Raw genomic sequence first — 21,673 nt, forward strand, 5'->3', positions numbered from 1 at the left:
TGGCCCCGCTCTTGCGAGCGGCTAAGCTCCTGTAGGCGGCGTGGCGGAGGAAACGCAATGGCGAGCTTCGGTATCAGGGCGGGCTGGCGGGCTCTTCTCGGTATGCTCGCGCTCGCCTCGCCTGCCCTGCTCTCACCTCTCCCTGCTCTCGCCCAGGCGAACGAGCCCGGCTGCAGGCCGGAGATGGCGAGCTATCGCCTGCCGATCCAGCGCGCCAATCTGGCGAAGGACGAGGTTCGGCTGACCTTCATCGGCCACGCCACCTTCCTGATCGAGACCCCGGGCGGGGTGAAGATCGCGACCGACTACAACGACTATGTCCGCCCGCCAGTGACGCCCGACATCGCCACGATGAACAAGGCGCATTCGACGCATTATTCGCGCGCGCCCGACCCCGCCATCAAGCAGGTGCTGCCGGGCTGGGACCCATCCGGCAAAGGCCCCGCGGCGCACGACGTCACGTTCGGCGACATCCGCGTGCGCAATGTCCCGACCAATATCCGCACCTATTCCGGCGGCACCGATTTCGACGGAAACTCGATGTTCGTCTTCGAGATCGGCGAGCTCTGCATCGCCCATCTCGGCCATCTCCATCACCCGCTCGAGCCCGGCCATCTGCGCGCGCTCGGGCGGGTCGACATCGTGCTCTTCCCGGTCGACGGCAGCTACACGCTCGACCAAGAAGGCATGCTGGAGGTGCTGAAATCCCTGCAGGCCAGGGTCATGATCCCCATGCACTTCTTCGGCGGCGGCACGCTCAACCGCTTCCTCGGCCGCTCGCAGGATCTTTGGCCGGTCGAGCGGCGCGACCGGCCGGAGATCGTGCTGTCAAAGGCCGCGCTACCGGCCAAGCCGACGATCATCGTCCTGCCCGGGCATTGAGCGCCGCAGCACTCAGGTGTTGACCCCGCCATCGATGGCGATTCCCGCACCGGTGATGAAGCGCCCTTCCTCGCTCGCCAGATAGGCGACGAGGCCGGCGATATCCTCTGCCTTGCCATAGCGCGGGATCGCCATGCGCAGGCGCTGGCCCTCGGCATGCTCGCCATCGGCCGGGTTCATGTCGGTGTCGGTCGAGCCGGGGTGGACGACGTTGACGGTGATGCCGCGCGGGCCGAGATCGCGGGCGAGGCCCTTGGTGAAGCCGATCAGCGCCGCCTTGCTCATCGCGTAGAGCGCGATGCCCGGTTCCATCACGCGCTCAGCCAGGCATGAGCCGGTGGTGATGATCCGCCCGCCATCGGGCAGGTGCCTCGCGGCTGCCTGCGAGGCGACGATCACCGCCCGGACATTGACCGCGATGATCGCGTCGATCTCCTTGAGATCCCAGCTCCCGACCTCGCCATAATGCCAGATGCCGGCATTGTTCACGAGGATGTCGAGCCCGCCGAGCTCGGCTGCCGCCTTGTCGACGGCTGCCGTCAGCGCTGCTGGATCGGCGCTGTCCGCCTGCAGCACCACGGCCTTGCGGCCGAGCGCACGGATCTGGTCAGCTACCGCTTCGGCCTTGTCGCGAGCGCGCTCATAGGTCAGCGCCACGTCCGCTCCGTCCTGCGCCAGCCTGAGAGCCGTCGCCGCGCCGATGCCGCGGCTTCCGCCGGTCACCAGGGCCTTCTTGCCCGCCAATTTCGTCATGGGTCACCATATCTGTAGCGATTGATACAAATACAGATGATGCGCTTGCCCCGGCGCGTCAAGAGATTTATTTATCGGTCGATACAGAAAGGTGACAGCCATGGCCGAACGAGGCCGCCCACGCGCCTTCGACCGGGGAGAAGCCCTCCACCGGGCGATGCTGCTGTTCTGGGAGAAGGGCTATCAGGGCACCTCGATGAGCGAGCTCACCGCGGCGATGGGCATCAACGCGCCCAGTCTCTACGCCTGCTTCGGCAGCAAGGAAGCGCTCTATCGCGAGACGATGGCGCTCTACGAGGCGGGCGACGGAGCCGAGCTTGCCGCCGCCATCGCCGCCGCGCCAACGGTCCGCGAGGCGATCGAGATCTATCTGATGCGCTCGGCCGCTCTCTTCAGCCGCCCCGACAAGCCGGCAGGCTGCATGGTCGTGCTCTCGGTGGTGCACGCCGCCGGCACGAGCGAAGAGGCCGGCCGCGCCTTGCGCGATGCACGCTCCGAGATGCAGAGCGTGCTGGAGGCGAGACTGCGCGGAGAAATCGCCAGCGGCGCATTGCCATCGTCATGCGACCCCGCGGCCATCGCCGCCTTCTACTCCACGGTGCAGCAAGGCATGTCGATCCGCGCCCGCGACGGCGCGTCCCGCGCCGAGCTCGAAGCGGTGGCGCAAGGCGCGATGGCAGCGTGGAGCGGCTTGACTGGAAGCGGAGCTAAAGCGTTGCCTTTGCAGGGAACCACATCGTCTTTCCGGGGCAGGCCGAAGGCCTGAGCCCGGAACCCAGAACCGAGATAAGAGCAGCAAAAGCGCATCGCCGACCGCGCCTTAATGACAATCGGTATCGGTTCTGGGTTCCGGGCCCTTCGCTGCGCGAAATCCCGGAATGACGCCGTGGTTCTGTGCAAATCCGCTTAACGCCTTGCTCAGCCTGATCCGAGGCTTTGCTGGGCAGGAAAGGCGGGCTCAGGCACAGTCATGCGGCGCAATGGAGCCTGGCATGATCCGTCGTCTCGCCGTCGCCGCCCTCGCTGTCGCTTTGCTGCCGGCGAGCGCCGAAGCCGCCAAATTCCGCTTCAGCGGCGGCCGGTCGTCCACCACCCATGCCGGCCAGGGCCAGCGCGACGGCTCTCATGCCGTCGTGACGCCGACGCTGCGCAGCCGCCAGACACAAAACGCCGCGGCAAGCGAGCCTCTCCGCATCGCGACGCCCGCTGCCGCCGCTGCGGTCGAGACGGCCGATCTCCGCGGCACGCAGTCCGCAGACCCCCGCGTCTGGTGCCGCTCGCAGGTCGTCGTCGGCGGCTTCTGCATCCTGAACTGAGCGCCGCTCAGGCGGCTTCCGGCACGCCACCGACCTGCATCGCCCGCCAACGCCCGGGCGATTGCCCATAGGCGCGGCGGAAGTGCCGGGTCATATGGCTCTGGTCGGCGAAGCCGCTGGCGGCAGCGGCCTCGGCCAGAGCCTCGCCCCGGCGGATCAGCAATCGCGCCCGCTCCAGCCGGCGCATCACCAGGTAATGATGCGGGCTGGTGCCGTAACGGCGGCGGAACTGCCGTGCCAGCGCATAGCGGTCGAGCCCGGTGACCACCTCCAGCATTGTGGAGTCGATCGTCTCGTCCCGGCTCTCGCTGAGGAAATCGCGCGCCCGCTCACAGGCCCGCATGGCGGGTGTCTCCACACCATTCAGCACACAGGACGGGTCGAGCCGAAGCAGCGCCTCGGCCAGCGCGCCGACGGCCGCATCGCGCTCCAGCGGCTCCAGCCCATGCTCGACATCGCCGAGCAGGCCGACCAGCGCCCGCATCAGGCTGCCATCGCGGCAGACCGCATTGCCGATGAACGGGATCGCGCTGGCGCGCCCGGCGAGCGCCGCCATGATCAAACCAGGCTCGACATAGGCCATGCGGTAGCGGAAGCCGCTCTCGATCCCGGCCCGGCCATTATGCAACTCGTCCGGATGCAGAACGATCAGGTCGCCCGGTGTCGAATCCCGCTGCGCGCCGCGATAGTCGAAGCTCTGCACCCCGCTGATCGTGTAGCCGATCGCATAGGTGTCGTGCCGGTGCGTGTCATAGGCATGGCCGCTGAAAAAGGCCTCGATCCGCTCCGGCCCCTCCTCGTCCGGCGCGGTACGAATCCAGTCGCCCGGCGAAACCGCCGCGCACAAACGTTCAAGACCGCCGGGGCGGGCGGACCCTATCGCTGTCGGCATGCGCTTCGACACCAAGATTGCCATCATCGTCCATGAAGAGCTCGCCGCCTGGCAGAAGCTCAACGTCACCGCCTTCCTGTCGGGCGGGCTGGTCGCCACCGCGCCAGAACTCGGCGGGCAAGCTTACCGCGACGGGTCCGGCAAGGTCTACGGTCCGCTGGTGCGCCAGCCGATCCTGATCTTCGCCGCGACCTCGGCCGACCTCACCCGCGTCCTGCGCCGCGCCGTCGAAGCCGGGCTGACGCCCTCGCTCTACACCCGCGAACTGTTCGCGACCGGCCATGACGAGGCCAATCGCGCCGCCGTCGCGGCGGTCGCGACCGACGCGCTCGACCTGGTCGGGATCGCGCTGCATGGCGAGCGCAAGGCGGTCGACAAGGCGATCAAGGGGCTGAAGCTGCATCCGTAGAGCGGCGGCAGTCCCCTCTCCCCTTGCGGGAGAGGGTTAGGGTGAGGGGTCGCGCGACGCTGATCATCGGCTCAGCGCCGCATTTTCTGAAGCCTCGAAGACCTGCGCGACCCCTCATCCGACCCTGCGGGCCACCTTCTCCCGCAAGGGGAGAAGGGAAGAACGGAGCCCTCACCCCGTCCGCGCCACCCGCCCCTCCAGCGGATAGGCCGGGTCGCTGTAGCCCGGTGTCGACGGATGGCCCGCCGGCACCAGGCTATCGACCAGCGCCTCGTCCTCGGCGCTGAAATCGGCTGACAGCGCCGAGAGATAGCCCTGCCATTGCTCCATGGTGCGCGGGCCCGCTACGGCCGCGGTCAGGAGCTTGTTGTTCAGCACCCAGCGGACCGCGAACTGTACCGGGGTCAGGCCTCGCGCCTTGGCGTGGTCGGCGAAGGTGCGGGCGATGACGAGCGATTCCTCGCGCCATTCGGTCTGCATGATGCGCTTGTCGGCGCGGCCGGCCCGCGTGCCTTCCGGCGGCGCCTGGCCGGGCGCGTATTTTGCCGTCAGCACGCCGCGGGCCAATGGCGAATAGCTGGCGACGCCGAGCCCATAATAGCCGCAGGCCGGCAAATGCTCGACCTCGGGCATGCGGTTCATCGCGTTGTAATAGGGTTGGCTGACCACCGGCCGGTCGATGCCGAGTTCGTCGCAAAGCCGGCAGATTTCGGCGACACGCCAGCCGCGATAATTGGAAACGCCGAAATAGCGGATCTTGCCGGCCCGCACGAGGTCGCCGATCGCGCGCACCGTTTCGGCAAGCGGCGTCTCGTGATCCTCCTTGTGCAGATAGTAGATGTCGATGAAATCGCTGCCGAGCCGCTTCAGGCTGGCATCGCACGCCTCAAACAGCCATTTGCGCGAGAGCCCGCGCTGGTTAGGCCCCTCGCCCATCGCATTCGCCGCCTTGGTCGCCAGCACCCAGCCATGGCGATTGCCGGCGATGGCGCGGCCGGTGATCTCCTCCGAGCGCCCGTCCGCATAGACGTCGGCGGTATCGATGAAGTTGATGCCGGCTCGGGCGGCGCTGTCGATGATCGCGCGGGCATCGGCTTCCTCGGTCTGCGCGCCGAACATCATCGTCCCCAGACAGAGCGGCGAGACCTTGAGGCCGGAACGGCCGAGCGCGCGATAATCCATGACGATCTCTCCTGAACAAGCGGGCAAACCTGCCGCAGAGCCGTTGCCCGCACCAGCGCGGCCAACGCAATGCCGCCGCGCGCAAGAGAATCCTTAACATTTCGTGCCAGGCTCCCTGGATGGCAGCCCTCCCGCCCGATCCGGCGCAACTCGCCGCGCTCGTCAAGAGCCAGAGCCTCGCGACCCTGCTCGCGGCGATGAACGGCAATGCCGGCCTCGCCGCCGGCAAGACCGTGGAGGCCAAGCTCGTCGCGCTCGATGGCGACGGCAACGCCACGGCTCTGGTCAACGGCGTCAAGGTCGCGCTCGTGCTCGCCGGCCCCGAGGCCAGGCAGGCGGCGCTACAGCCGGGCGCCAGCCTGGTGCTCAAGCTCGCCGCACCCGCCGAGCCAGGCGCGCCGCTGCAGGCGACACTGGTCGGCATCCGCCCGGCGCCGGCCAGCAGCGCCAACGCCTCGGCGCCGGCTGGACAACCGACTATCGGCACCACGCCACCAGCTCCGCAGTCGACACCAGCGGCGATCCCGGCAACCACTTCCTCCGCATTGGCACAAGCATCGACGGCCCCCATTGCTTTGCAGGCCGGCCGCACGATCCCCGGCACGACCGTGCCGGTCGCGCCGCAGGCGGTGCCCATTTCGCCCCGTGCGGTTGCCGGACCACTGCTCGGCGCCGCGCTTGGCCGGCAGGACAGCTTCGCCCCGCTCTTCGCCAATCTCGGCAGCCTGGCGCAGGGCTCGGTCGCGCTCACCTTGCCGAAGCCGCTGATGACTCTGGTCGATCAGATCCTCGCCCAGCGGCTGCCGGCAGATGGCAAGCCCGTCACGGCCGAAGCGCTGAAGGCCGCCATTGCTCGCTCCGGCGTCTTCCTCGAAGCCCGTCAGGCGGCGGGAGAGGCTCCGACATCGCGGACCGACCTCAAGGTGGCGCTGCAAAGCCTGCGCGGCCTGCTCAAGCCCGCAGTCGAGGGCGCGACGGCAGCAAAGCTTCCTCTTCCCGGCGAGAGCACCACCGACACGGCGCCCGCCAGGCGCCCAGCCATGCCCGGAGCGCCCGAGCAGGAGGCTGCGACCCAAATACCGGCCAAGACCCGCCCTGCCCCACCGCGCGACGGGCTGCTGACGCCGCAGCCGGCCACGGAGCCGAGCCTGACCAGCGCCGCCCGACCTGCGATGATCGCCCAGACGCTGTTCGGCCAGGCGGAAGCGGCGCTCGACCGTATCGCGCTCGCCCAATACGCCTCGCTGCCGCAGGAGGCCGCGCGGCTCGACCAGCAGCCGCCGGCACGCTGGCTCACCGAAATCCCGCTCGCCCTTCCGAACGGCACGGCAGTGCTGCCACTCGAGATCGAGCGCGACCCGCCGCAAGCAGGCTCCGCGACGCCGGACGCACCGCTCTGGCGGGTGCGCTTCGCGCTCGATGTCGAGCCACTCGGCGCGCTCCAGGGCGTGGTAACGTTGCAGGGCCGCGCCATCGGCGTCTCCTTCTGGGCCGAGCGCGAAGAGACCAGTCGCCTGCTGCGTCAGGCGACGCCCGATCTGGAGACCTCGCTGCTCAGATCGCGCTTCGACAGCGCCGAGTTCGAGGTCTTCACCGGCCACCCGCAGCAGGCCAAGGCGAGCGCCGGCCAGTTCCTGGACCGCCGCTCATGACCCAGCCTCTGCCGCTGCCGCTCGCCGTCGCGCTCGAATATGATGGTCAGGGCGCCCCGCGCGTTACCGCCAAGGGCCATGGCGTGGTCGCGGAAAAGATCATCGAGACGGCGCGCGAGCACGACATCGCGGTCGAGCAGAATGCCGTGCTGGCGCAGGCGCTTTCGGCGGTCGAGCTTGAGGACACGATCCCCGAGGAACTTTACCTCGCAACCGCGCAGGTGATCGCCTTCGTGCTCGGCCTGCGCCGCCCCGGTGGCCCGTCGCGCCCATGACCGGAACTGTCGCGGTCAGCCGCCTGCCGGCGGCGACCTATGGCGCTACCTTCGCCCAAGCCTTCGTCGATCTCTGCCGCCGCGCCGAGGCGCCCAACCTCCATATGGCGCCGGCGGCCGTCGCGGCTGCGATGAGCTTCGGCATCGCCAGCGACGACATCGTCGTCCTCGCGGCGCATGAGCAAGGCGGGGAGCGCCTGCTCGGACTCTGGGCCCTGCGCCGAATCCGCAGCATCCACACCGGCTTCGCACCCGTCCTCGAAGCCCCCCTGGTGCCGCTCTACGAGGTATCCTCGGCCCCGATGCTCGATCGCGAACGCGCGGGAGATGTCGCCGTGGCGCTGATACGGGCCATCGTCGAGATGCCCGACCTGCCGAGCATCCTGAAACTGCCCCTGTTACCCATGCAGGGTAACGTCTTCGTCGCCATCGAGTCCGCGCTGGTGGCGACCGGCAGCACCCTCACGAGCTTCGAACGCTGGCAACGGCCGATGCTGGTCCCCGAGCCGGGCGACGATGCCGAGCGCTATCTGCGCCGCGCCTTCGGCCAGAGCTACAAGAAGCGCATGCAGCAGCATCGCCAGCTGGAGAAGGCCGGCACGCTCGTCTATGAGCGCCATCGCGGCACCGACGCCGTCGCCGCGCTGGAGGATTTCCTCGCGCTCGAAGCAGCCGGCTGGAAGGGCCGTGGCGGCACCGCGCTCGCCGGCCTGCCGGAACATGTTGCCTATATCCGCGAGATCGTCGAGAATTTCGCCGCCGTCGACGCCGTCCGGGTCGACCTGCTGCGGCTGGATGGCGAGCCGATCTCAGGCGGGCTGCTGCTCGACCTCGCCGGGCAGTCGCACTTCCTCAAGATCGCCTATGACGAGACCAAGGCCAGGCTTTCACCCGGCCGGGCACTGGCAATCGAGATGCTGCGCGCCGATTTCGCCGCCGGTCGCCCATTCCGGCTCGACAGCGGCGCCGGCGACCGGGTCGATCCATCAGCCTATCCCTGGGGCGAGCGCCAGGAGATGGCGAACGGGATCGTCGCGCTCGCAGGCGGCTCCGCACTCCTGCCCCGGCTCGCAGCGACGGCGCGCCTGCGGCTAAGGCGCTGGCGCGATCGCGCCTGAAGCGAGGCCGAGCTGGGCCAGAACCCAGCGCCCGACCTCGGGCTTGAAGTGGACATTGTCGACCCAGAAACGCGATGAGCCCTTGTCGGGATCGAAATCGTCGAAGGGATGGCCGGTGGCCAGGTCATACAGGGTGAGACCATGCCGGGCTATCACCGTGGCTATATCCGTCCGCCAGCGTTCGAACTCCGGCCGCCGTCCAGCTTCCGCCAGCAGGCTGAGCTGCGCCCTACTCATCGGGGAGAGATAAACCGCGATGTCGAGACCGCGCAGGCGGCCAAGCGCAGTGTCAAGCGCTGCAAGCTGCGACGGTTCGTAGGCCATCGCAGTAATATCCTGCGCCGCCGCGATCTTGCGCGTCAGCGCAGCGTCGAAATCGGGCGTGATCTTGAAGCCGTCGCCGCGCCAGAGGCCAGGCTCGGTGCGCCGCTGCCCGCCGCCCCACAGGTTCTCCGGCGCCTCCGAGTTGAACATCAGCTTCAGGCGCATCTCGGCGCGCCCAAGCCTGCTCGCCAGATCCGGCCGTAGCGGCGGAGGCGGCGGCAGCCGGGTGAACATGTAGTAGTCGAGCCCGATGACGATCCGGCGCACGCTGCCGACATCCCGCGCCAATGCTGCCAGCATCGGCAATTCCGCCGCCATCAACGAGGAGAGGCCGGCATTGTAGGCTGGCTGCGGCAGGCCCGGCTTAAGGTCGCGCGGATCGAGCCCGCGATAGGTCACCGACGAGCCGACGAGCAGCGTTCCTGGCCTGAGATTGGCGATCTGCAGCGGCTTGATCCGGCGCATCTGCGTGTCGAGCAGGCGGCTCGCCCCTGCCCCGTCATGTGTCCAGGGCGGCGCTGCGCGGAAGACCCAGAACGGATCGCGCCAGAGCGTCGTCACCGCCGTCAGCAGCAGCACGCCCGCGACGATGGCGACGAAGGTCGTCGCGAAGCCGCTGCCACGTACGGGCTGATCTAGGGAGGAAGCGGTCGGCACGGCGGTCATGCCGCGGCGCTAGCAGATCGTGGCGGCGCCCGCGAGCCCCTTGCGTTGACCGGGACCGCAAGCTGCTCGATAGACATGTCCGGCAACGGCGCGATTGGCGCGAGGAGGATCATGCGCGTTCTGGTGACGGGGGCTGCCGGCTTCATCGGCAATGAGACAGCCCGGGTTCTGCTCGAACGCGGCGACGAGGTCGTCGGCATCGACAATCTCAACGATTACTACGACCCCGCCTTGAAGCAGGCGCGCCTTGCTCGCCTTGCCGGCCATAACCGCTTCAGCTTCGAGACGCTCGACCTCGCCGATCGCGACGGCATGGCCAGGCTCTTCGCCGAGGGCCGCTTCGAGCGCGTCGTCCATCTCGGCGCCCAGGCCGGCGTCCGCTTCTCGATCGACAACCCGCAGGCCTATCTCGATTCCAATCTCACCGGCTTCGGCCATGTCCTCGAAGGCTGCCGCCGGAACGGCGTCGAGCATCTCGTCTACGCCTCGTCGAGCTCGGTCTATGGCGCCAACACCCGCACGCCGTTCCGCGTCGAGGACAATGTCGACCATCCGGTCAGCCTCTATGCCGCGACCAAGAAGGCGAACGAGGGCATGGCCCATGCCTACGCCCATCTCTACGGGCTACCGACCACGGGCCTGCGCTTCTTCACCGTCTACGGCCCCTGGGGCCGGCCCGACATGGCGCCGATGATCTTCACCAAGAAGATCCTCGCCGGCGAGCCGATCGAGGTCTTCAACGAGGGCCGGCACGAGCGCGACTTCACCTATATCGACGATATCGTCGAGGGCGTGGTGCGCGTGCTCGACCAGGTCGCGGCACCTGACTCCGCCTGGTCGAGCGACGAGCCTAGCCCAGCGACCTCCTCGGCGCCCTGGCGGCTCTACAATATCGGCAACTCCGATCCGGTGCCGCTGATGGATTTCATCGCCACGATCGAGCAGGCGGTCGGCAAGAAGGCCGTGATGGAGATGAAGCCGCGCCAGCCCGGCGACGTGCTACGCACCGCCGCCGACGTCTCGGCGCTGGAGGCGGCGGTGGGCTTCCGTCCGCATACGCCGCTCGCCGAAGGCATCGGGCGCATGGTGCGCTGGTATCGCGACTTCTACCGCGTCTGAGGAAAGCCATGGCGTCACCAGCGAAGATCGGCATCGTCACCGTGTCCGACCGCGCCTCGGCCGGCGTCTACGCCGACGAGGGCGGGCCGGCCATCCTCGACTACTTCAGCAAGGCGCTGACCAGCCCCTGGCAGGCGATCACACGAATCATCCCCGACGATCGCGGCGGCATCGCGCAGACGCTGATCGAGCTCGCCGACAAGGAGGGCTGCTGCCTGATCGTCACGACGGGCGGCACCGGCCCTGCCCCGCGCGACGTCACGCCTGAAGCGACCGAGGACGTGATCGACAAGCTGATGCCCGGGTTCGGCGAATTGATGCGCCAGGTCAGCCTCGCCAAGGTGCCGACCGCGATCCTCTCGCGCCAGCTCGCCGGCATCCGCGGCAAGTCGCTGATCGTCAACCTGCCCGGCCGCCCGCGCGCCATCGCCGAATGCCTCGACGCGGTGATGCCGGCGATCCCCTACTGCATCGACCTGATCGAGGGACCCTATCTGGAGACCGATCCCGCGGTGATCGTCGCCTTTCGGCCGGGGCAGAAGCCGAAAGGGTGAACGATACCTCGACCGATACCACCACCCTCCCCCTATGAGCGTTTATCGGATAGTAGCTTCGGTGCTGTAGAAATCAGGGGTCAGATCCCGCCGGAACCCCTTCATGGCCACAAAGATCGTCCCTCTCGTCATGGCTGGCGGCTCCGGCACCCGCCTCTGGCCGCTGTCGCGCGACACCATGCCGAAGCAGTTCATCCCGCTGCTGGAGGACGGTCTCTCGACCTTCCAGGCGACGCTGCAGCGCCTCGCCGACCCGGCCTTCGGCGCGCCGATCGTCATCACCAACAATGATTTCCGCTTCATCGTCGCCGAGCAGATGCTGGCGCTCGGCATCCAGGGCGAGATCGTGCTCGAACCGGAGCGTCGCGACTCCGCCGCGGCCATTGCCGTCGGCATGGTCATTGCGGAAAAGCGCGATCCCGATGCGGTCTGCGTCGCGCTCGCCTCCGACCATGTGGTCGGCGATGCCGAAGCCTTCCGCCAGGATTGCAAGCGCGCCGCCGGCCTTGCCGCCAGCGGGCTGATCATGACGCTCGGCATCAAGCCGACGAACCCTTCGACCGCCTATGGTTATCTCGCCCCCGGCGAAGCGCTGCCCGAGCCCGGCGCCAGCCGCCTCGCCCGCTTCGTCGAGAAGCCGAAGCTCGATCTGGCGAAACAGTATCTCGCCGACGGCTATCTCTGGAACAGCGGCAATTTCCTGTTCTCAGCCGGCATCATGCGGGAGGAACTGGCGCGCCACGCGCCGGCGGTGCTATCGGCGGCCGAAGCCGCGGTCGGCCGCGCCAAGCGCGACCTCGATTTCCTTCGGCTCGATCCAGAGAGCTTTAGCCGCGCCACCAAGATCTCGATCGACTATGCCGTGATGGAGCGCACCTCCCATGCCGGCATGCTCGCCGCCTCCTTCGACTGGTCCGATGTCGGCTCCTGGGACTCGATCCATGCGATCAAGCCGCAGGACGACAACGGCAACGTGCTGGAAGGTCCGGCGGTCGCGCTCGACACCCGCCGCTCGCTGATCCGCAGCGAAGAGATGCTGACCACCGTGGTCGGGCTCGACGACGTCGTCGTGGTCTCGACCCGCGATGCCGTGCTCGTCGCCTCGATGGCGGCGGCCGGCAAGGTCAAGGCGCTGGTCGAGCAGATGAAGGCCGAGGGGCGGCCCGAGGCCAGCGAGCATTTGCGCATCTACCGGCCCTGGGGCTGGTACCAGCGCATCGACATCGGCAGCCGCTTCCAGGTCAAGCACATCCACGTCAAGGAAGGCGGCCAGCTCAGCCTGCAGAAGCATTTCCACCGCGCCGAGCACTGGGTCGTGGTCACGGGCACGGCCGAGGTCACGCTCGACGGCACGGTTCGGTTCGTCCACGAGAACGAGTCGGTCTACCTGCCGATCGGCTGCACACACCGGCTGAAGAACCCCGGCAAGATCGGGCTCGAACTGATCGAGGTCCAGGTCGGCAGCTATACCGGCGAGGACGACATCATCCGCATCGAGGACATCTACGCCCGCAGCTGAGGGCACGCCTTTCCTTCTCCCCTTGCGGGAGAAGGTGGCGCGAAGCGCCGGATGAGGGGTCACTCAGGTCGGCATCGATGGCGGCTTTTGCCCAATAGCTGGCAGCGTCGCGAGACCCCTCACCCTAACCCTCTCCCGCAAGGGGAGAGGGGATAGCGCGCTGGAGCCTTTTCGCTCAGCCCTTGTCCAGCTCCTGCCCGATCGCGCGGATGAGTTCCGGCGCCAGCGGGTCGCTGCGCGAGCTGAAGCTGCCGATCAGGCTGCCGTCGCGGCCGATCAGGTATTTGTGGAAGTTCCAGTTCGGCAGCTCGGTCGGGCGCTGGTTCGCCGCCCAGCGATAGAACGGATGGGCATCCGGCCCGCGCACGACGTTCTTCTGCGTGATCGGATAGTTCGCGCCATGGCTTTGCCGCACAGCTTCGGCAATCGCCGCGCCGTCGAGCGGCTCCTGCCCGCCAAAGTCGTTGCTCGGCACCGCGATCAGGACAAGACCGCGGTCGCGATAGCGCTGCCAGAGTTGTTCGAGCCCGGTGAACTGCCCTGCAAGACCGCATTGCGTTGCCGTGTTGACGATCAGGATCGGCTTGCCGCGATAGGCTGACAGCGGAATGCGCCCGCCTTCGGCCCGGTCGAAGCTGAAGGCATAGGCATTGCTCTCCCCCTGCGCGGCGAATGCCGGAGCGGCCGGTGCAAGGGCGAGAAAAGCAAAGATCTGGCGGCGATGAAAGCGCATGGGCAAGCTCCGCGATGAGGCCAAGCTACTGCCGCGACAGCCTACTCGCCAAGTAAGATATCCGCGAGCGGAAACGAAAACGCCCCGGCGCGGGCCAGGGCGTCGATCGTTCGCGAGGGCGCCAGCCACTCAGCAGGCCAGAACCTTCTTCACGCGGACCTCGAGATCGCGCAGCTCATAGGGCTTCACGACGTAATGGTCGGCGCCATTGGTGGTCGCCTCGTCCATCTTGTCGACCGAGCGCTCCGAGGTCGCCATGATGATCTTGATCTGGTTGAGCTCCGGCACCGAACGGATGGCGCGCAAGAGGTCGATGCCGCTCATCCCGTCCATGTTCCAGTCGAGCAGCAAGAGGTCGTAGCGCTTGGTCTGCATCTTCATCAGGGCCTCGCGGGCGTTCTCCGCCTCGTCGATGTCCTGGAACTCGATCTGCTTGAGGAAGTAGGTCGCAAGGCCGCGCATGCTCTTCTGGTCGTCGACCACGAGGATGCGGTACTCGCTTCTCGCCTTGGACATGGCACTCTCCTTACGCGGTGCGCTGCTGCGGGCGCTCGCCCAGCAATCCCGCGATGGCGCCTCCGATCTGGTCGAGCGGCACGACCCGATCAGCGGCGCCCAACTCGAACGCGGCTTTCGGCATCCCGTTTACCACACAGGTCTCGCCACTTTGGATTAATGTCGCCGCGCCGGCTTTGCGCATGGCTAACAAACCGTCAGCGCCATCGCGACCCATGCCGGTAAGCAGCGCGCCAATCGCATGGCTGCCGAGCGCCCGTGCCACCGAATGGAACATCACGTCGACCGAGGGGCAATGCCCACTGACCAGCGGCGCGTCCTTGAGATGGCAGATGAGCTCGCCGCGCCGCTCCTCGATCTCGAGATGCTTCAGGCCGCCCGGCGCCACCACCGCCATGCCCGGGCGCAGGCGCTCGCCATCGGCGGCCTCGCGTACGTCGAGCCCTGTCGCTGCCGAAAGCCTCGCCGCGAACTTGGCCGTGTAGCCTGCCGGCATGTGCTGGACCACGGCGATCGGCAGGCGCAGATGCGCCGCATCGCGCATCACGGTCTGCACCGCCGGCACGCCGCCGGTCGAGGCGCCGATCGCGATCAGCGAGACCTTGCCGTGATTGGCGGGCACATGCAGGGCCGCTGGCCGGGCCGGAGCGCTCTGGGGCCGCTGCTGCGTGACCATTTCCTTTGCAGCCGCCATCAGGCGCCGGCTGGCCGAGGCGCGCTGCAGCGCCGCGGCGACGTGCTTCATGAAGCCTTCGAGCGTGTGCGTCGCCCCGTCCGGCTTTTCGATGAAGTCGATCGCGCCAAGCTCCAGCGCCTGGATGGTGTTGTCGGCACCCGGTCCGCCAAAGGCCGAGACGATCAGCACCGGCAGCGGATCCTGCTTCAGCACCCGGGCCAGCAACTTGAGCCCGTGACGGCCGGGCAGCTCCATATCGAGCGTCAGGATATCGGGCCGCAGTTCCTGGATCGCATCCCAGCCCTCCTCGGCGCTGCCGGCGACGCCGATCACCTGGAAACCGGGGGTCGAGTTGATGATCTGCGTCATCAACTTCTGCATCAGGATGGAATCGTCGACGACCAGGACTTTCACCGGGCCGGCGGAGGCGGTCAGCGTGCTCATCACCAGATCTCCACTTCACCCGCCACAGGCTGGGTCTTGAGGCGGTTGAGATAGGCGATTTCCTGCGCGCGTTCGGGATCGCGCGCCGCCTGCTGGACATGCTGGACCCAGGCGCGCCCGGTCGCGGGCTGATAGTGGATCCGGCGCGAGCGCGTGCCGCCGACGTCCCTGGAGACGACCGGGATGCCCTCGCGGGCGAGGAACTCGTTGACGAAGATGATGTTGCCCTCGCCGATCGCCAGCATGGTGGCGCCGGAGAGCACACGCGCGCCGCCGAAGACCTTGGCCTCGAGCTGGCCGCGCCTGGCGCCCCGCTTCAACAGGCCGTTGATCAGCACCTCCATGGCGGTGTCGCCATAGCGCTCGCCGGCATGGGTATCGGTGCCGCCATTGTTCTTCGGCAGCAGGAAATGGTTGAGCCCGCCCACGCCGATCTGAGGGTCGCGCATGCAGACCGAGACGCAGGAGCCGAGCACAGTGGCGACGATCTCGTCTTTGGCCGCGGTAATCTCGTGCTCGCCCGGCGCGACCGTGATGATGGTGGCGTCGAAGCGCGGATCGAAATAGCGCCGTGAGGATCGGTTCAGGCTCATGGCGTGCGCTCGTAGATCGTCCGGCCGATCAGCCGCAATTGCGGGTGCGGCTGGGGCAGTGATTCAGAATGGCCGAGATAGAGGAAGCCGCCAGGCTGCAGCAGCGCGACGTAGCGGTCGAGGATCGCGGCCTTGGTCGGTGTATCGAAATAGATGAAGACGTTGCGGCAGAAGATGACGTCGAACGGCCCCTTCATCGGCCAGTTCTCGATCAGGTTCAGCCGCTTGAACGCGATCAGCCGCTTGAGCTCATCGGCGATACGCGCTTCGCCGCGCCCGTTCTGGCCTTCCAGTTTGAGCAGCGGGCGCAGATCGGCCGGCAGCCGGTCGAACTGGTCGGTCGGGTATTGCCCGGCGGCAGCCCGGTCGAGAATGTCGGTGTCGATGTCGGTCGCCAGAATCTTGAAGTCGAGATCGCTGCGATGGCCGATCACGTCGCGCGAGATCGCGGCGGCGCTGTAGGGCTCCTCGCCTGACGAGCAGGCGGCCGACCAGATCCGGATGCGCCCCCGGCGGCCAGCCCGCTCCTGGATGAGGCGCGGCAGCACATCCTTGCGCAGGTGGTCGAAATGGTGACGCTCGCGGAAGAAGGCGGTGTGGTTGGTGGTAACCGCGTTGATCAGCTCCGGAATTTCATCCACTGCCGACGCTGTGCGCAGATAGGCGCAGTATTCCGCGATCGAGCCGAGGCCCAGTACCTTGACGCGCCGCGCCAGCCGCCCGCGCGCCATCGCCTCTTTGTGCTCGCGGATGACGATACCCGCATGCTCGTAGACGAGCTTGGCCACGAGGGCCATGTCGTCCCGGCTGAGCGTGGTGTCCGACTGGACGGGTTGAGGCGCAAGCATGCTTCGGCCTTGGCGATAAGAACTAGAACTCGGCCCACTCGTCCTTCCGCCCTCCGCCGGCAACGCGGCGGCGCGGAGTGACGGAGCGGGATTCGGTGGAATGGGTATCCTGGCGGGCGGGCAGGCGCCGCGGCTCGGTCGGCGCGTTCGCGGCGGGCTGGCGCTGCCGGGCAGGTTCGATCGAGGCTGGCCGCGTCTGGACCGGCGCCCGGCCCAGCTGGAAGAAGCCGGCGAGCTCACGCAGCGCCTCTGTCTGCTCGGCGAGGCTCGCGGCCGAGCCGGCGCTCTGTTCGGCCAGCGCCGCATTCTGCTGGGTCGCCTCGTCCATCGCCGCGACGGATCGGCTCATCGCCGCGATATCGCTCGCCTGCCCGGCACTCGCCTGCGAAATTTCCGCGACCGTCGCCGAGACCTGCTCCACCGCCGTGACGATGCGGCCGAGGGTCTCGCCGGTCCGGCGCACCAGGCGCACACCCTCGGCGACCTCAGCGTTGGAGTTGGCGATCACGCCCTTGATGTCGTTGGCGGCTGTGGCCGAGCGCTGCGCCAGCGTGCGCACCTCGCTCGCGACCACGGCAAAACCCCTGCCGGCATCGCCGGCGCGAGCCGCTTCAACCGCCGCGTTGAGGGCCAGCAGATTGGTCTGGAAGGCGATGCCGTCGATCACCGAGACGATCTCGGCAATCCGCGCCGACGACTGCTCCATCCGCCCGATCGCGCCGATCGTCTCGGCCACGGCCTCCTGACCGCTGCCGGCGACCGCCATTGCCTCGCTGGCGAGCGCGGTCGCGGCGCGCGAACGGCTGGCGCTCTGTCCGATCGAGGTCGCGAGCTGTCCGGTCGTCGCCGATGTTTCTTCCAGCCCGGCAGCTGAATGCTCGGTGCGCTCGGCGAGATCGGCCGCTCCCGCCCGGATCTCGATGGCCGTCGCTGCGACGTGAGCCGCCGTCGCCTGGATGCCGGAAACCGTCTGCGTCAGCCGCGCGAGTGTCTGGTTGAGCCCGGCCTTCAGCTCGCCGAGACAGCCATCATAGGCCCCGTCGACACGGCCGGTCAGGTCGCCCTCGTTGAGCCCGGACAGGACCGCGGCGAATTCATTTGTGGCAGCTTCGACGATCGTATTGATCTCGTTGATGCCCTCGGCGATGCGCTGCAGCGCCTCCGGCTTGCCGGTGAGCGGCACGCGCCGGGAGAAATCGCCTTCGGCCGCCGCCGCGACCACTGCTGCCACCTCATCGGCGGCGCGCAATTCCTCGGTCAGCTCTCGCCATTCGATCGTCGAGCCGAGGCGCTGGCCATCGGGCTGAACCATCGTGGTCAGCGTCAGCGCGACCATGCGCCGGCCGAGCGGCACGCGCATGGTGCGGGCTTCGGGGACGCCCTGCGGACCGGCGAACAGCTCCAGCACCTTGCCGAGCATGTCCTTGGCCGAGACGCCCGGGAAGGCGGCGCGGAAATCGTCCTGCGCCCCGCTGAAGAAGCTCAGCAGTGACTTGTTGACGTAGACGACACGGTCCTGCGCGTCGCAGACCATGATGCAGGTGCGGCAGCCATCGAGCGCTGCGCGAATGCGTCCTGCCTCGATGGAGTTCTCCTGGACCTGATGCAGCGCCCGCGACAGATCGCCGATCTCGTCGCGGCGGGCGAGCCCGGGCAGGGCTCCGGCCGCTCCCTCCGAAAGTTTCTCCATGCCCTCACGCAGCGCCGTCACCGGCCGCGTCAGCGAGCGCGCCGTCAGCCAGCCGAGGCCGGCGGCGATGGCAAGGCCCGCAGCGCCGAACGGTAGTGCAAGGCTCGCCAGTCCCGACAATGCTGCATCGGCCTGCTGGCTGGACAGGCCGAGTGCGCCAAGCCGGGCCGCCGCGCCCTGTTGCACAGCGAATGCGACGATGCCGCCTGAAACAGCGGCGCCGCCGGCGAAGAGCGCCGGCAGTTTGACCGAGAGTTTCGAGAGGGCGCCCAGCTGGTTCATTTGCTCGTTTTTATGTCTCTCAGGCGGTCCTGATCATCTTTTGGCGTTCCGGCTGGGCGCTGCCGGAGGAAGCCGCGGGACGTTCAGGCGACGCGCAGTTGCTTGGCCTGGTTGTCGCCGCCGTCGCGGATCACTGCCGCAAGGTCGAGCAGGGCGACGATTTCGGTGTCGAGCAGGACCAGGCCTTCGATCAGCCCGTGCTCGTCACGCTCCAGGTCCGGCGCCGGCCGCACCGCGCTGACCGGCACGTCGACGATGTCCGAGACCGAGTCGACCAGGAGGCCGGCGGTCTTGTCGTCGATATCGACGACGACGATCACATGGGTCGCGGTGGCATCCGTGGTGCCGAGCCCGATCGCGGTACGCAGATCGTAGACTGCGAGGATGACGCCGCGCAGGTTGAGCACGCCGCGCACATGCGGGGCCGCGTGCGGCAGCGGCGTCGTTGCCTGCCAGCCCTTGATCTCGCGGACCATGCCGACATCGATGCCGAAGGTACGGTCGCCGACCCGGAAGGTGACGATCCGGCGCGCCGCGGACTCAGGTTGCGCCGAGGTGAAGTGCTTTTCGCTGAGCTGCAGGGACATGGTTCATCCAGCCAGTTTGAGTTCGGGAACGGGTTGGCGGACGCCCGAGGCCGCCACGCGCAGCATCGAGTCGACATCGAGAATGAGCGCGACGAGACCGTCGCCGAGGATGGTCGCGGCGGAGGCGCCGTTGACCGTGCCGTAATTCGACTCGAGGCTCTTCACCACGACCTGTTGCTGCCCGACGATCTCGTCGACGGCGATGCCGACATTGCCGCCGCGCTCGGTCTCCGCGATGATGATGATGTTCTCGTCGCGCGTGCCGGCGGAGCCCATCACGGCCCCGAGCCGGTGCAGCGGCGTGATCTCGCCGCGCCAGCGCAGCACCTCCTGGCCAAACGTCAGATGCTCGATCGGCGTGTTGGCGAGGTGCTGCGTCTCGATCACGCTGGCGATCGGAATGACGTAGCGGTCGTCGCCACAGCGGATCACCATGCCTTCGAGCACGGCGAGCGTCAGCGGCAGAGCGAGTGTGAACTTGCAGCCACGGCCGGGCTCGGAATCGACGCTGATGCGGCCGCCGAGCGATTCGACGTTGCGGCGAACCACGTCCATGCCGACGCCGCGCCCGGAGATGTCGCTGACCGCGTCCGCCGTCGACAGGCCGGCCGCGAAGATCAGCTGGTCGATCTCCTCCGGCGCGAGCTTCTCGTCGGCGCCGACAAGGCCACGGGATTTCGCCTTGGCGAGCAGCCTGTCGCGACCGATGCCGCGCCCGTCATCGGTGACGCTGATGACGATGCGGCCGGCGCGGTGCTCGGCGATCAGCCTGATCGTGCCTTCCGGATGCTTGCCGGCGGCGATGCGCTCATCCGGCGTCTCCACCCCGTGATCCATCGAATTGCGGATCATGTGGGTCAGCGGATCGGCCAGTTCCTCGATGATGGTCTTGTCGACCTCGGTGTTCTCGCCCTCGAGGACGAGCTTCACTTCCTTGCCGAGCGTCTGGGCGAGCTCGCGCACCAGGCGCGGCATGCGCTGGAACACTGCCTTCACCGGCTGGGCGCGCACGGCCATGACATGGTCCTGCAGCTCGCGCGTCTGGCGCGACAGGGTCAGGATGCCTTCGGCGGTCTTGGCATAGACATCGTAGGGCAGCGAGCGCACGCACTCGACCAGCATGGACTGGGTGATGACGATCTCGCCGACCAGGTTCATCAGCCGATCGATACGGTCGAGATCGACGCGAACGCTGACGGCCTGGCGCTGGCGCGCAGCGACATCGTTGGCGGCAGGCCGTATCGCGGCGCGCGACGCTGCCGGAGTTGCTGGGGCTGCCGGCGCGGCGGCGACCGGAACCACGGGTGCAGCGACAGGATGGATGTCGGGCTGCGGCGCGGCATCGGCGCTCGGCCCGAGCCGGGCAAGGATCGCCGACAGGTCGGCAGCGACGCTTTGCGGCACCTCGGCCGGGGCCGCCGGGGCGGTCTCGACCTCGGCATCCGCCAGGACCTCGACCTCGAACTCCTCATTGGCGAGGGTGAAGTCGAATTTCGAAACGATCTCCTCCGCCGACAATGCGGTCCGCAGCATCACCTCGAAGCGCATATGGCAATCGGTGACGTCGAGGGCTTCGAGCGGCGGGACGTGGCTGAGATCGCAGGCGACCGAAACGATCTCCTCCGCCGGCAGGATGCCGATCGCCACGCGTGGCTCGATCACCCGGCGGAACAGATCGGCCTCCGGCGTAATCTTGATGCGCACGTCATAGCCGAGCCTGCGGACCGGCGCGGCGACGACGGGCTCGTCGTCCCAGCCATCATCGTCCTTGGGAGGCGCAGCCGGTGCCGGCGCGCCCATCTTGGAGTCGACCATGGCGAGGAGGTTGCCGAGTGCGGCGATGCCGGGCGGTGCTTCAGACGCGGGTGCGGCCGGAGCAGCCGACGGCACCGGCTTGGCCTGCCCGACCTGCTCGAGCGCCGCGAGCAAATCGGAGCGCACCGGCGCGATCTCGTCGTTACGCGCAGCGTTGACGAGATCGGAGACCGCGTCCGAGCAGCGCAGGAACAGGCTGAACGGTGCGTCCCCGAGCGCAACGCGGCCCGAGCGCAGATGGTCGAGCGCAGCCTCGAAGACATGTGCGAAGCCGACGAGCTCGGTGCAGCCGAAAGCGCCAGCACCACCTTTGATCGAGTGGATAGCGCGGAAGGCGGCGTTGACGTCCTCGGGATCGGTCGAACCTTCATCGAGCAACTGGAGCTTCTGCTCCAGCGCACCGAGGAGTTCATCGCATTCCTGGAAAAAAGTCTGCTTGAGTTCCGCCAACGGATCCATAGACCGCCTCAGTTCTGGTAGCGCGCGACGAGGCCGAGCAGGGTGTTGGGCTCGAACGGCTTGACCATCCAGGCACTGGCGCCGGCACGCCGGCCTTCCGCCTTGATCTCGGCGCCGTTCTCGGTGGTCAGCACGATGATCGGCGTGTTCTGCCCGGCCGGCCGCGAACGGCAGGCGCGCGTGAACTCGATGCCGTCCATGATCGGCATGTTGAGATCGGTGATGACGAGGTCGGGCTTAAACTGATCGAACCGCACCAGCCCTTCCTCGCCATTCTCTGCCTCGGCGACCTCATGGCCGGCATTGCGCAGCGTCATGCTGAGCAGGCTGAGCAGGGTCTTGGTGTCGTCGATCGCGAGGATCTTCATC

Annotated in this window: 23 protein-coding genes; 10 read left to right on the forward strand and 13 right to left on the reverse strand. The window is 67.8% G+C overall.

Annotation, left to right across the window (positions count from 1 at the left end; translation table 11 throughout):
• Nucleotides 1–57: 57 nt before the first annotated feature.
• Nucleotides 58–882 (forward strand): MBL fold metallo-hydrolase, encoded by an 825-nt coding sequence (locus ACSQ3M_RS13155; protein WP_436150530.1) that lies wholly within the window; start codon nt 58–60, stop codon nt 880–882.
• A 12-nt stretch (nt 883–894) separates the two neighbouring features.
• Here the strand turns inward: ACSQ3M_RS13155 and ACSQ3M_RS13160 are convergent, their stop codons facing one another.
• On the reverse strand, nt 895–1,635 hold the full coding sequence (locus ACSQ3M_RS13160) for an SDR family NAD(P)-dependent oxidoreductase (protein ID WP_436150531.1): 741 nt from the start codon (nt 1,633–1,635) through the stop codon (nt 895–897).
• Between the two features lie 100 nt (nt 1,636–1,735).
• Between ACSQ3M_RS13160 and ACSQ3M_RS13165 the strand changes: the two genes are divergently transcribed.
• Complete coding sequence (locus ACSQ3M_RS13165; protein WP_436150532.1) at nt 1,736–2,401, forward strand: TetR/AcrR family transcriptional regulator; 666 nt, start codon at nt 1,736–1,738, stop codon at nt 2,399–2,401.
• Between the two features lie 226 nt (nt 2,402–2,627).
• Entirely contained in the window at nt 2,628–2,951 is a 324-nt protein-coding gene (locus ACSQ3M_RS13170) for a hypothetical protein (protein WP_436150533.1), read from the forward strand.
• Between the two features lie 7 nt (nt 2,952–2,958).
• On the opposite strand, the gene ACSQ3M_RS13175 is transcribed toward ACSQ3M_RS13170, so the two are convergent.
• The gene (locus ACSQ3M_RS13175; protein ID WP_436150534.1) at nt 2,959–3,798 is read right to left on the reverse strand and encodes an AraC family transcriptional regulator; all 840 of its coding nucleotides are present in this window, start codon (nt 3,796–3,798) and stop codon (nt 2,959–2,961) included.
• A 43-nt stretch (nt 3,799–3,841) separates the two neighbouring features.
• Between ACSQ3M_RS13175 and ACSQ3M_RS13180 the strand changes: the two genes are divergently transcribed.
• On the forward strand, nt 3,842–4,252 hold the full coding sequence (locus ACSQ3M_RS13180; protein WP_436150535.1) for a DUF2000 family protein: 411 nt from the start codon (nt 3,842–3,844) through the stop codon (nt 4,250–4,252).
• Between the two features lie 171 nt (nt 4,253–4,423).
• Here the strand turns inward: ACSQ3M_RS13180 and ACSQ3M_RS13185 are convergent, their stop codons facing one another.
• The gene (locus tag ACSQ3M_RS13185) at nt 4,424–5,434 is read right to left on the reverse strand and encodes an aldo/keto reductase (RefSeq protein ID WP_436150536.1); all 1,011 of its coding nucleotides are present in this window, start codon (nt 5,432–5,434) and stop codon (nt 4,424–4,426) included.
• A gap of 119 nt (nt 5,435–5,553) precedes the next feature.
• Here ACSQ3M_RS13185 and ACSQ3M_RS13190 point away from each other — a divergent pair, with 119 nt between their 5' ends.
• The 3 genes from ACSQ3M_RS13190 to ACSQ3M_RS13200 are packed head-to-tail and all read left to right on the forward strand — an operon-like array spanning nt 5,554 to nt 8,479.
• Entirely contained in the window at nt 5,554–7,086 is a 1,533-nt protein-coding gene (locus tag ACSQ3M_RS13190) for a flagellar hook-length control protein FliK (protein ID WP_436150537.1), read from the forward strand.
• A complete protein-coding gene (locus tag ACSQ3M_RS13195; protein WP_436150538.1) occupies nt 7,083–7,361 on the forward strand; it encodes an EscU/YscU/HrcU family type III secretion system export apparatus switch protein in 279 nt (92 codons plus the stop codon). The genes ACSQ3M_RS13190 and ACSQ3M_RS13195 overlap by 4 nt, the downstream gene beginning before the upstream one ends.
• On the forward strand, nt 7,358–8,479 hold the full coding sequence (locus ACSQ3M_RS13200) for a GNAT family N-acetyltransferase (RefSeq protein ID WP_436150539.1): 1,122 nt from the start codon (nt 7,358–7,360) through the stop codon (nt 8,477–8,479). The genes ACSQ3M_RS13195 and ACSQ3M_RS13200 overlap by 4 nt, the downstream gene beginning before the upstream one ends.
• Here ACSQ3M_RS13200 and ACSQ3M_RS13205 read toward each other — a convergent pair.
• Entirely contained in the window at nt 8,453–9,469 is a 1,017-nt protein-coding gene (locus tag ACSQ3M_RS13205) for a hypothetical protein (RefSeq protein WP_436150540.1), read from the reverse strand. The genes ACSQ3M_RS13200 and ACSQ3M_RS13205 overlap by 27 nt on opposite strands.
• 111 nt (nt 9,470–9,580) lie before the next feature.
• On the opposite strand from ACSQ3M_RS13205, the gene ACSQ3M_RS13210 reads away from it, so the two are divergent.
• From ACSQ3M_RS13210 to ACSQ3M_RS13220, 3 genes are all read left to right on the forward strand, one after another.
• Nucleotides 9,581–10,588, forward strand: a complete 1,008-nt coding sequence (locus ACSQ3M_RS13210) for an NAD-dependent epimerase (RefSeq protein WP_436150541.1) — start codon at nt 9,581–9,583, stop codon at nt 10,586–10,588.
• 8 nt (nt 10,589–10,596) lie between these two features.
• Nucleotides 10,597–11,142 (forward strand): molybdopterin adenylyltransferase, encoded by a 546-nt coding sequence (mog, locus tag ACSQ3M_RS13215; RefSeq protein WP_436150542.1) that lies wholly within the window; start codon nt 10,597–10,599, stop codon nt 11,140–11,142.
• A 103-nt stretch (nt 11,143–11,245) separates the two neighbouring features.
• Nucleotides 11,246–12,661, forward strand: coding sequence for a mannose-1-phosphate guanylyltransferase/mannose-6-phosphate isomerase (locus ACSQ3M_RS13220; RefSeq protein ID WP_436150543.1), 1,416 nt, complete (start codon nt 11,246–11,248; stop codon nt 12,659–12,661).
• Between the two features lie 175 nt (nt 12,662–12,836).
• Here ACSQ3M_RS13220 and ACSQ3M_RS13225 read toward each other — a convergent pair whose 3' ends face one another.
• The 9 genes from ACSQ3M_RS13225 to ACSQ3M_RS13265 form a co-directional block, all read right to left on the reverse strand.
• Nucleotides 12,837–13,394, reverse strand: a complete 558-nt coding sequence (locus tag ACSQ3M_RS13225) for a glutathione peroxidase (protein WP_436150544.1) — start codon at nt 13,392–13,394, stop codon at nt 12,837–12,839.
• Nucleotides 13,395–13,523: 129 nt separating this feature from the next.
• Entirely contained in the window at nt 13,524–13,910 is a 387-nt protein-coding gene (locus tag ACSQ3M_RS13230) for a response regulator (RefSeq protein WP_110488895.1), read from the reverse strand.
• A gap of 10 nt (nt 13,911–13,920) precedes the next feature.
• Nucleotides 13,921–15,030: a chemotaxis-specific protein-glutamate methyltransferase CheB gene (cheB, locus tag ACSQ3M_RS13235; RefSeq protein ID WP_436150545.1), complete on the reverse strand. Its 1,110-nt coding sequence runs from the start codon at nt 15,028–15,030 to the stop codon at nt 13,921–13,923.
• Nucleotides 15,030–15,623 carry a chemoreceptor glutamine deamidase CheD gene (locus tag ACSQ3M_RS13240; RefSeq protein ID WP_436150546.1) on the reverse strand — a complete coding sequence of 198 codons (594 nt, stop codon included), beginning with the start codon at nt 15,621–15,623 and terminating at the stop codon, nt 15,030–15,032. The genes cheB and ACSQ3M_RS13240 overlap by 1 nt, the downstream gene beginning before the upstream one ends.
• On the reverse strand, nt 15,620–16,471 hold the full coding sequence (locus ACSQ3M_RS13245; protein WP_436150547.1) for a CheR family methyltransferase: 852 nt from the start codon (nt 16,469–16,471) through the stop codon (nt 15,620–15,622). The genes ACSQ3M_RS13240 and ACSQ3M_RS13245 overlap by 4 nt, the downstream gene beginning before the upstream one ends.
• Nucleotides 16,472–16,493: 22 nt before the next feature.
• Nucleotides 16,494–18,443: a methyl-accepting chemotaxis protein gene (locus tag ACSQ3M_RS13250; RefSeq protein WP_436150548.1), complete on the reverse strand. Its 1,950-nt coding sequence runs from the start codon at nt 18,441–18,443 to the stop codon at nt 16,494–16,496.
• 83 nt (nt 18,444–18,526) lie between these two features.
• Nucleotides 18,527–19,030, reverse strand: coding sequence for a chemotaxis protein CheW (locus ACSQ3M_RS13255; protein WP_436150549.1), 504 nt, complete (start codon nt 19,028–19,030; stop codon nt 18,527–18,529).
• A 3-nt stretch (nt 19,031–19,033) separates the two neighbouring features.
• Nucleotides 19,034–21,304, reverse strand: coding sequence for a chemotaxis protein CheA (locus tag ACSQ3M_RS13260; protein ID WP_436150550.1), 2,271 nt, complete (start codon nt 21,302–21,304; stop codon nt 19,034–19,036).
• A gap of 8 nt (nt 21,305–21,312) precedes the next feature.
• Nucleotides 21,313–21,672, reverse strand: a complete 360-nt coding sequence (locus ACSQ3M_RS13265; protein ID WP_057190850.1) for a response regulator — start codon at nt 21,670–21,672, stop codon at nt 21,313–21,315.
• Between the last annotated feature and the right edge of the window lies 1 nt (nt 21,673).

Source organism: Allobosea sp. LjRoot90 (assembly GCF_964254315.1).
Classification (GTDB): Bacteria; Pseudomonadota; Alphaproteobacteria; order Rhizobiales; family Beijerinckiaceae; genus Allobosea.

Bases quoted from the DNA above. Each gene is read 5' to 3' on its own strand.
- ACSQ3M_RS13155 (WP_436150530.1), top strand. From the start codon at position 58: ATGGCGAGCTTCGGTATCAGGGCGGGCTGGCGGGCTCTTCTCGGTATG.
- ACSQ3M_RS13160 (WP_436150531.1), bottom strand. From the start codon at position 1,635: ATGACGAAATTGGCGGGCAAGAAGGCCCTGGTGACCGGCGGAAGCCGC.
- ACSQ3M_RS13165 (WP_436150532.1), top strand. From the start codon at position 1,736: ATGGCCGAACGAGGCCGCCCACGCGCCTTCGACCGGGGAGAAGCCCTC.
- ACSQ3M_RS13170 (WP_436150533.1), top strand. From the start codon at position 2,628: ATGATCCGTCGTCTCGCCGTCGCCGCCCTCGCTGTCGCTTTGCTGCCG.
- ACSQ3M_RS13180 (WP_436150535.1), top strand. From the start codon at position 3,842: ATGCGCTTCGACACCAAGATTGCCATCATCGTCCATGAAGAGCTCGCC.
- ACSQ3M_RS13185 (WP_436150536.1), bottom strand. From the start codon at position 5,434: ATGGATTATCGCGCGCTCGGCCGTTCCGGCCTCAAGGTCTCGCCGCTC.
- ACSQ3M_RS13190 (WP_436150537.1), top strand. From the start codon at position 5,554: ATGGCAGCCCTCCCGCCCGATCCGGCGCAACTCGCCGCGCTCGTCAAG.
- ACSQ3M_RS13195 (WP_436150538.1), top strand. From the start codon at position 7,083: ATGACCCAGCCTCTGCCGCTGCCGCTCGCCGTCGCGCTCGAATATGAT.
- ACSQ3M_RS13200 (WP_436150539.1), top strand. From the start codon at position 7,358: ATGACCGGAACTGTCGCGGTCAGCCGCCTGCCGGCGGCGACCTATGGC.
- ACSQ3M_RS13205 (WP_436150540.1), bottom strand. From the start codon at position 9,469: ATGACCGCCGTGCCGACCGCTTCCTCCCTAGATCAGCCCGTACGTGGC.
- ACSQ3M_RS13210 (WP_436150541.1), top strand. From the start codon at position 9,581: ATGCGCGTTCTGGTGACGGGGGCTGCCGGCTTCATCGGCAATGAGACA.
- mog (WP_436150542.1), top strand. From the start codon at position 10,597: ATGGCGTCACCAGCGAAGATCGGCATCGTCACCGTGTCCGACCGCGCC.
- ACSQ3M_RS13220 (WP_436150543.1), top strand. From the start codon at position 11,246: ATGGCCACAAAGATCGTCCCTCTCGTCATGGCTGGCGGCTCCGGCACC.
- ACSQ3M_RS13225 (WP_436150544.1), bottom strand. From the start codon at position 13,394: ATGCGCTTTCATCGCCGCCAGATCTTTGCTTTTCTCGCCCTTGCACCG.
- ACSQ3M_RS13230 (WP_110488895.1), bottom strand. From the start codon at position 13,910: ATGTCCAAGGCGAGAAGCGAGTACCGCATCCTCGTGGTCGACGACCAG.
- cheB (WP_436150545.1), bottom strand. From the start codon at position 15,030: ATGAGCACGCTGACCGCCTCCGCCGGCCCGGTGAAAGTCCTGGTCGTC.
- ACSQ3M_RS13240 (WP_436150546.1), bottom strand. From the start codon at position 15,623: ATGAGCCTGAACCGATCCTCACGGCGCTATTTCGATCCGCGCTTCGAC.
- ACSQ3M_RS13245 (WP_436150547.1), bottom strand. From the start codon at position 16,471: ATGCTTGCGCCTCAACCCGTCCAGTCGGACACCACGCTCAGCCGGGAC.
- ACSQ3M_RS13250 (WP_436150548.1), bottom strand. From the start codon at position 18,443: ATGAACCAGCTGGGCGCCCTCTCGAAACTCTCGGTCAAACTGCCGGCG.
- ACSQ3M_RS13255 (WP_436150549.1), bottom strand. From the start codon at position 19,030: ATGTCCCTGCAGCTCAGCGAAAAGCACTTCACCTCGGCGCAACCTGAG.
- ACSQ3M_RS13260 (WP_436150550.1), bottom strand. From the start codon at position 21,304: ATGGATCCGTTGGCGGAACTCAAGCAGACTTTTTTCCAGGAATGCGAT.
- ACSQ3M_RS13265 (WP_057190850.1), bottom strand. From the start codon at position 21,672: ATGAAGATCCTCGCGATCGACGACACCAAGACCCTGCTCAGCCTGCTC.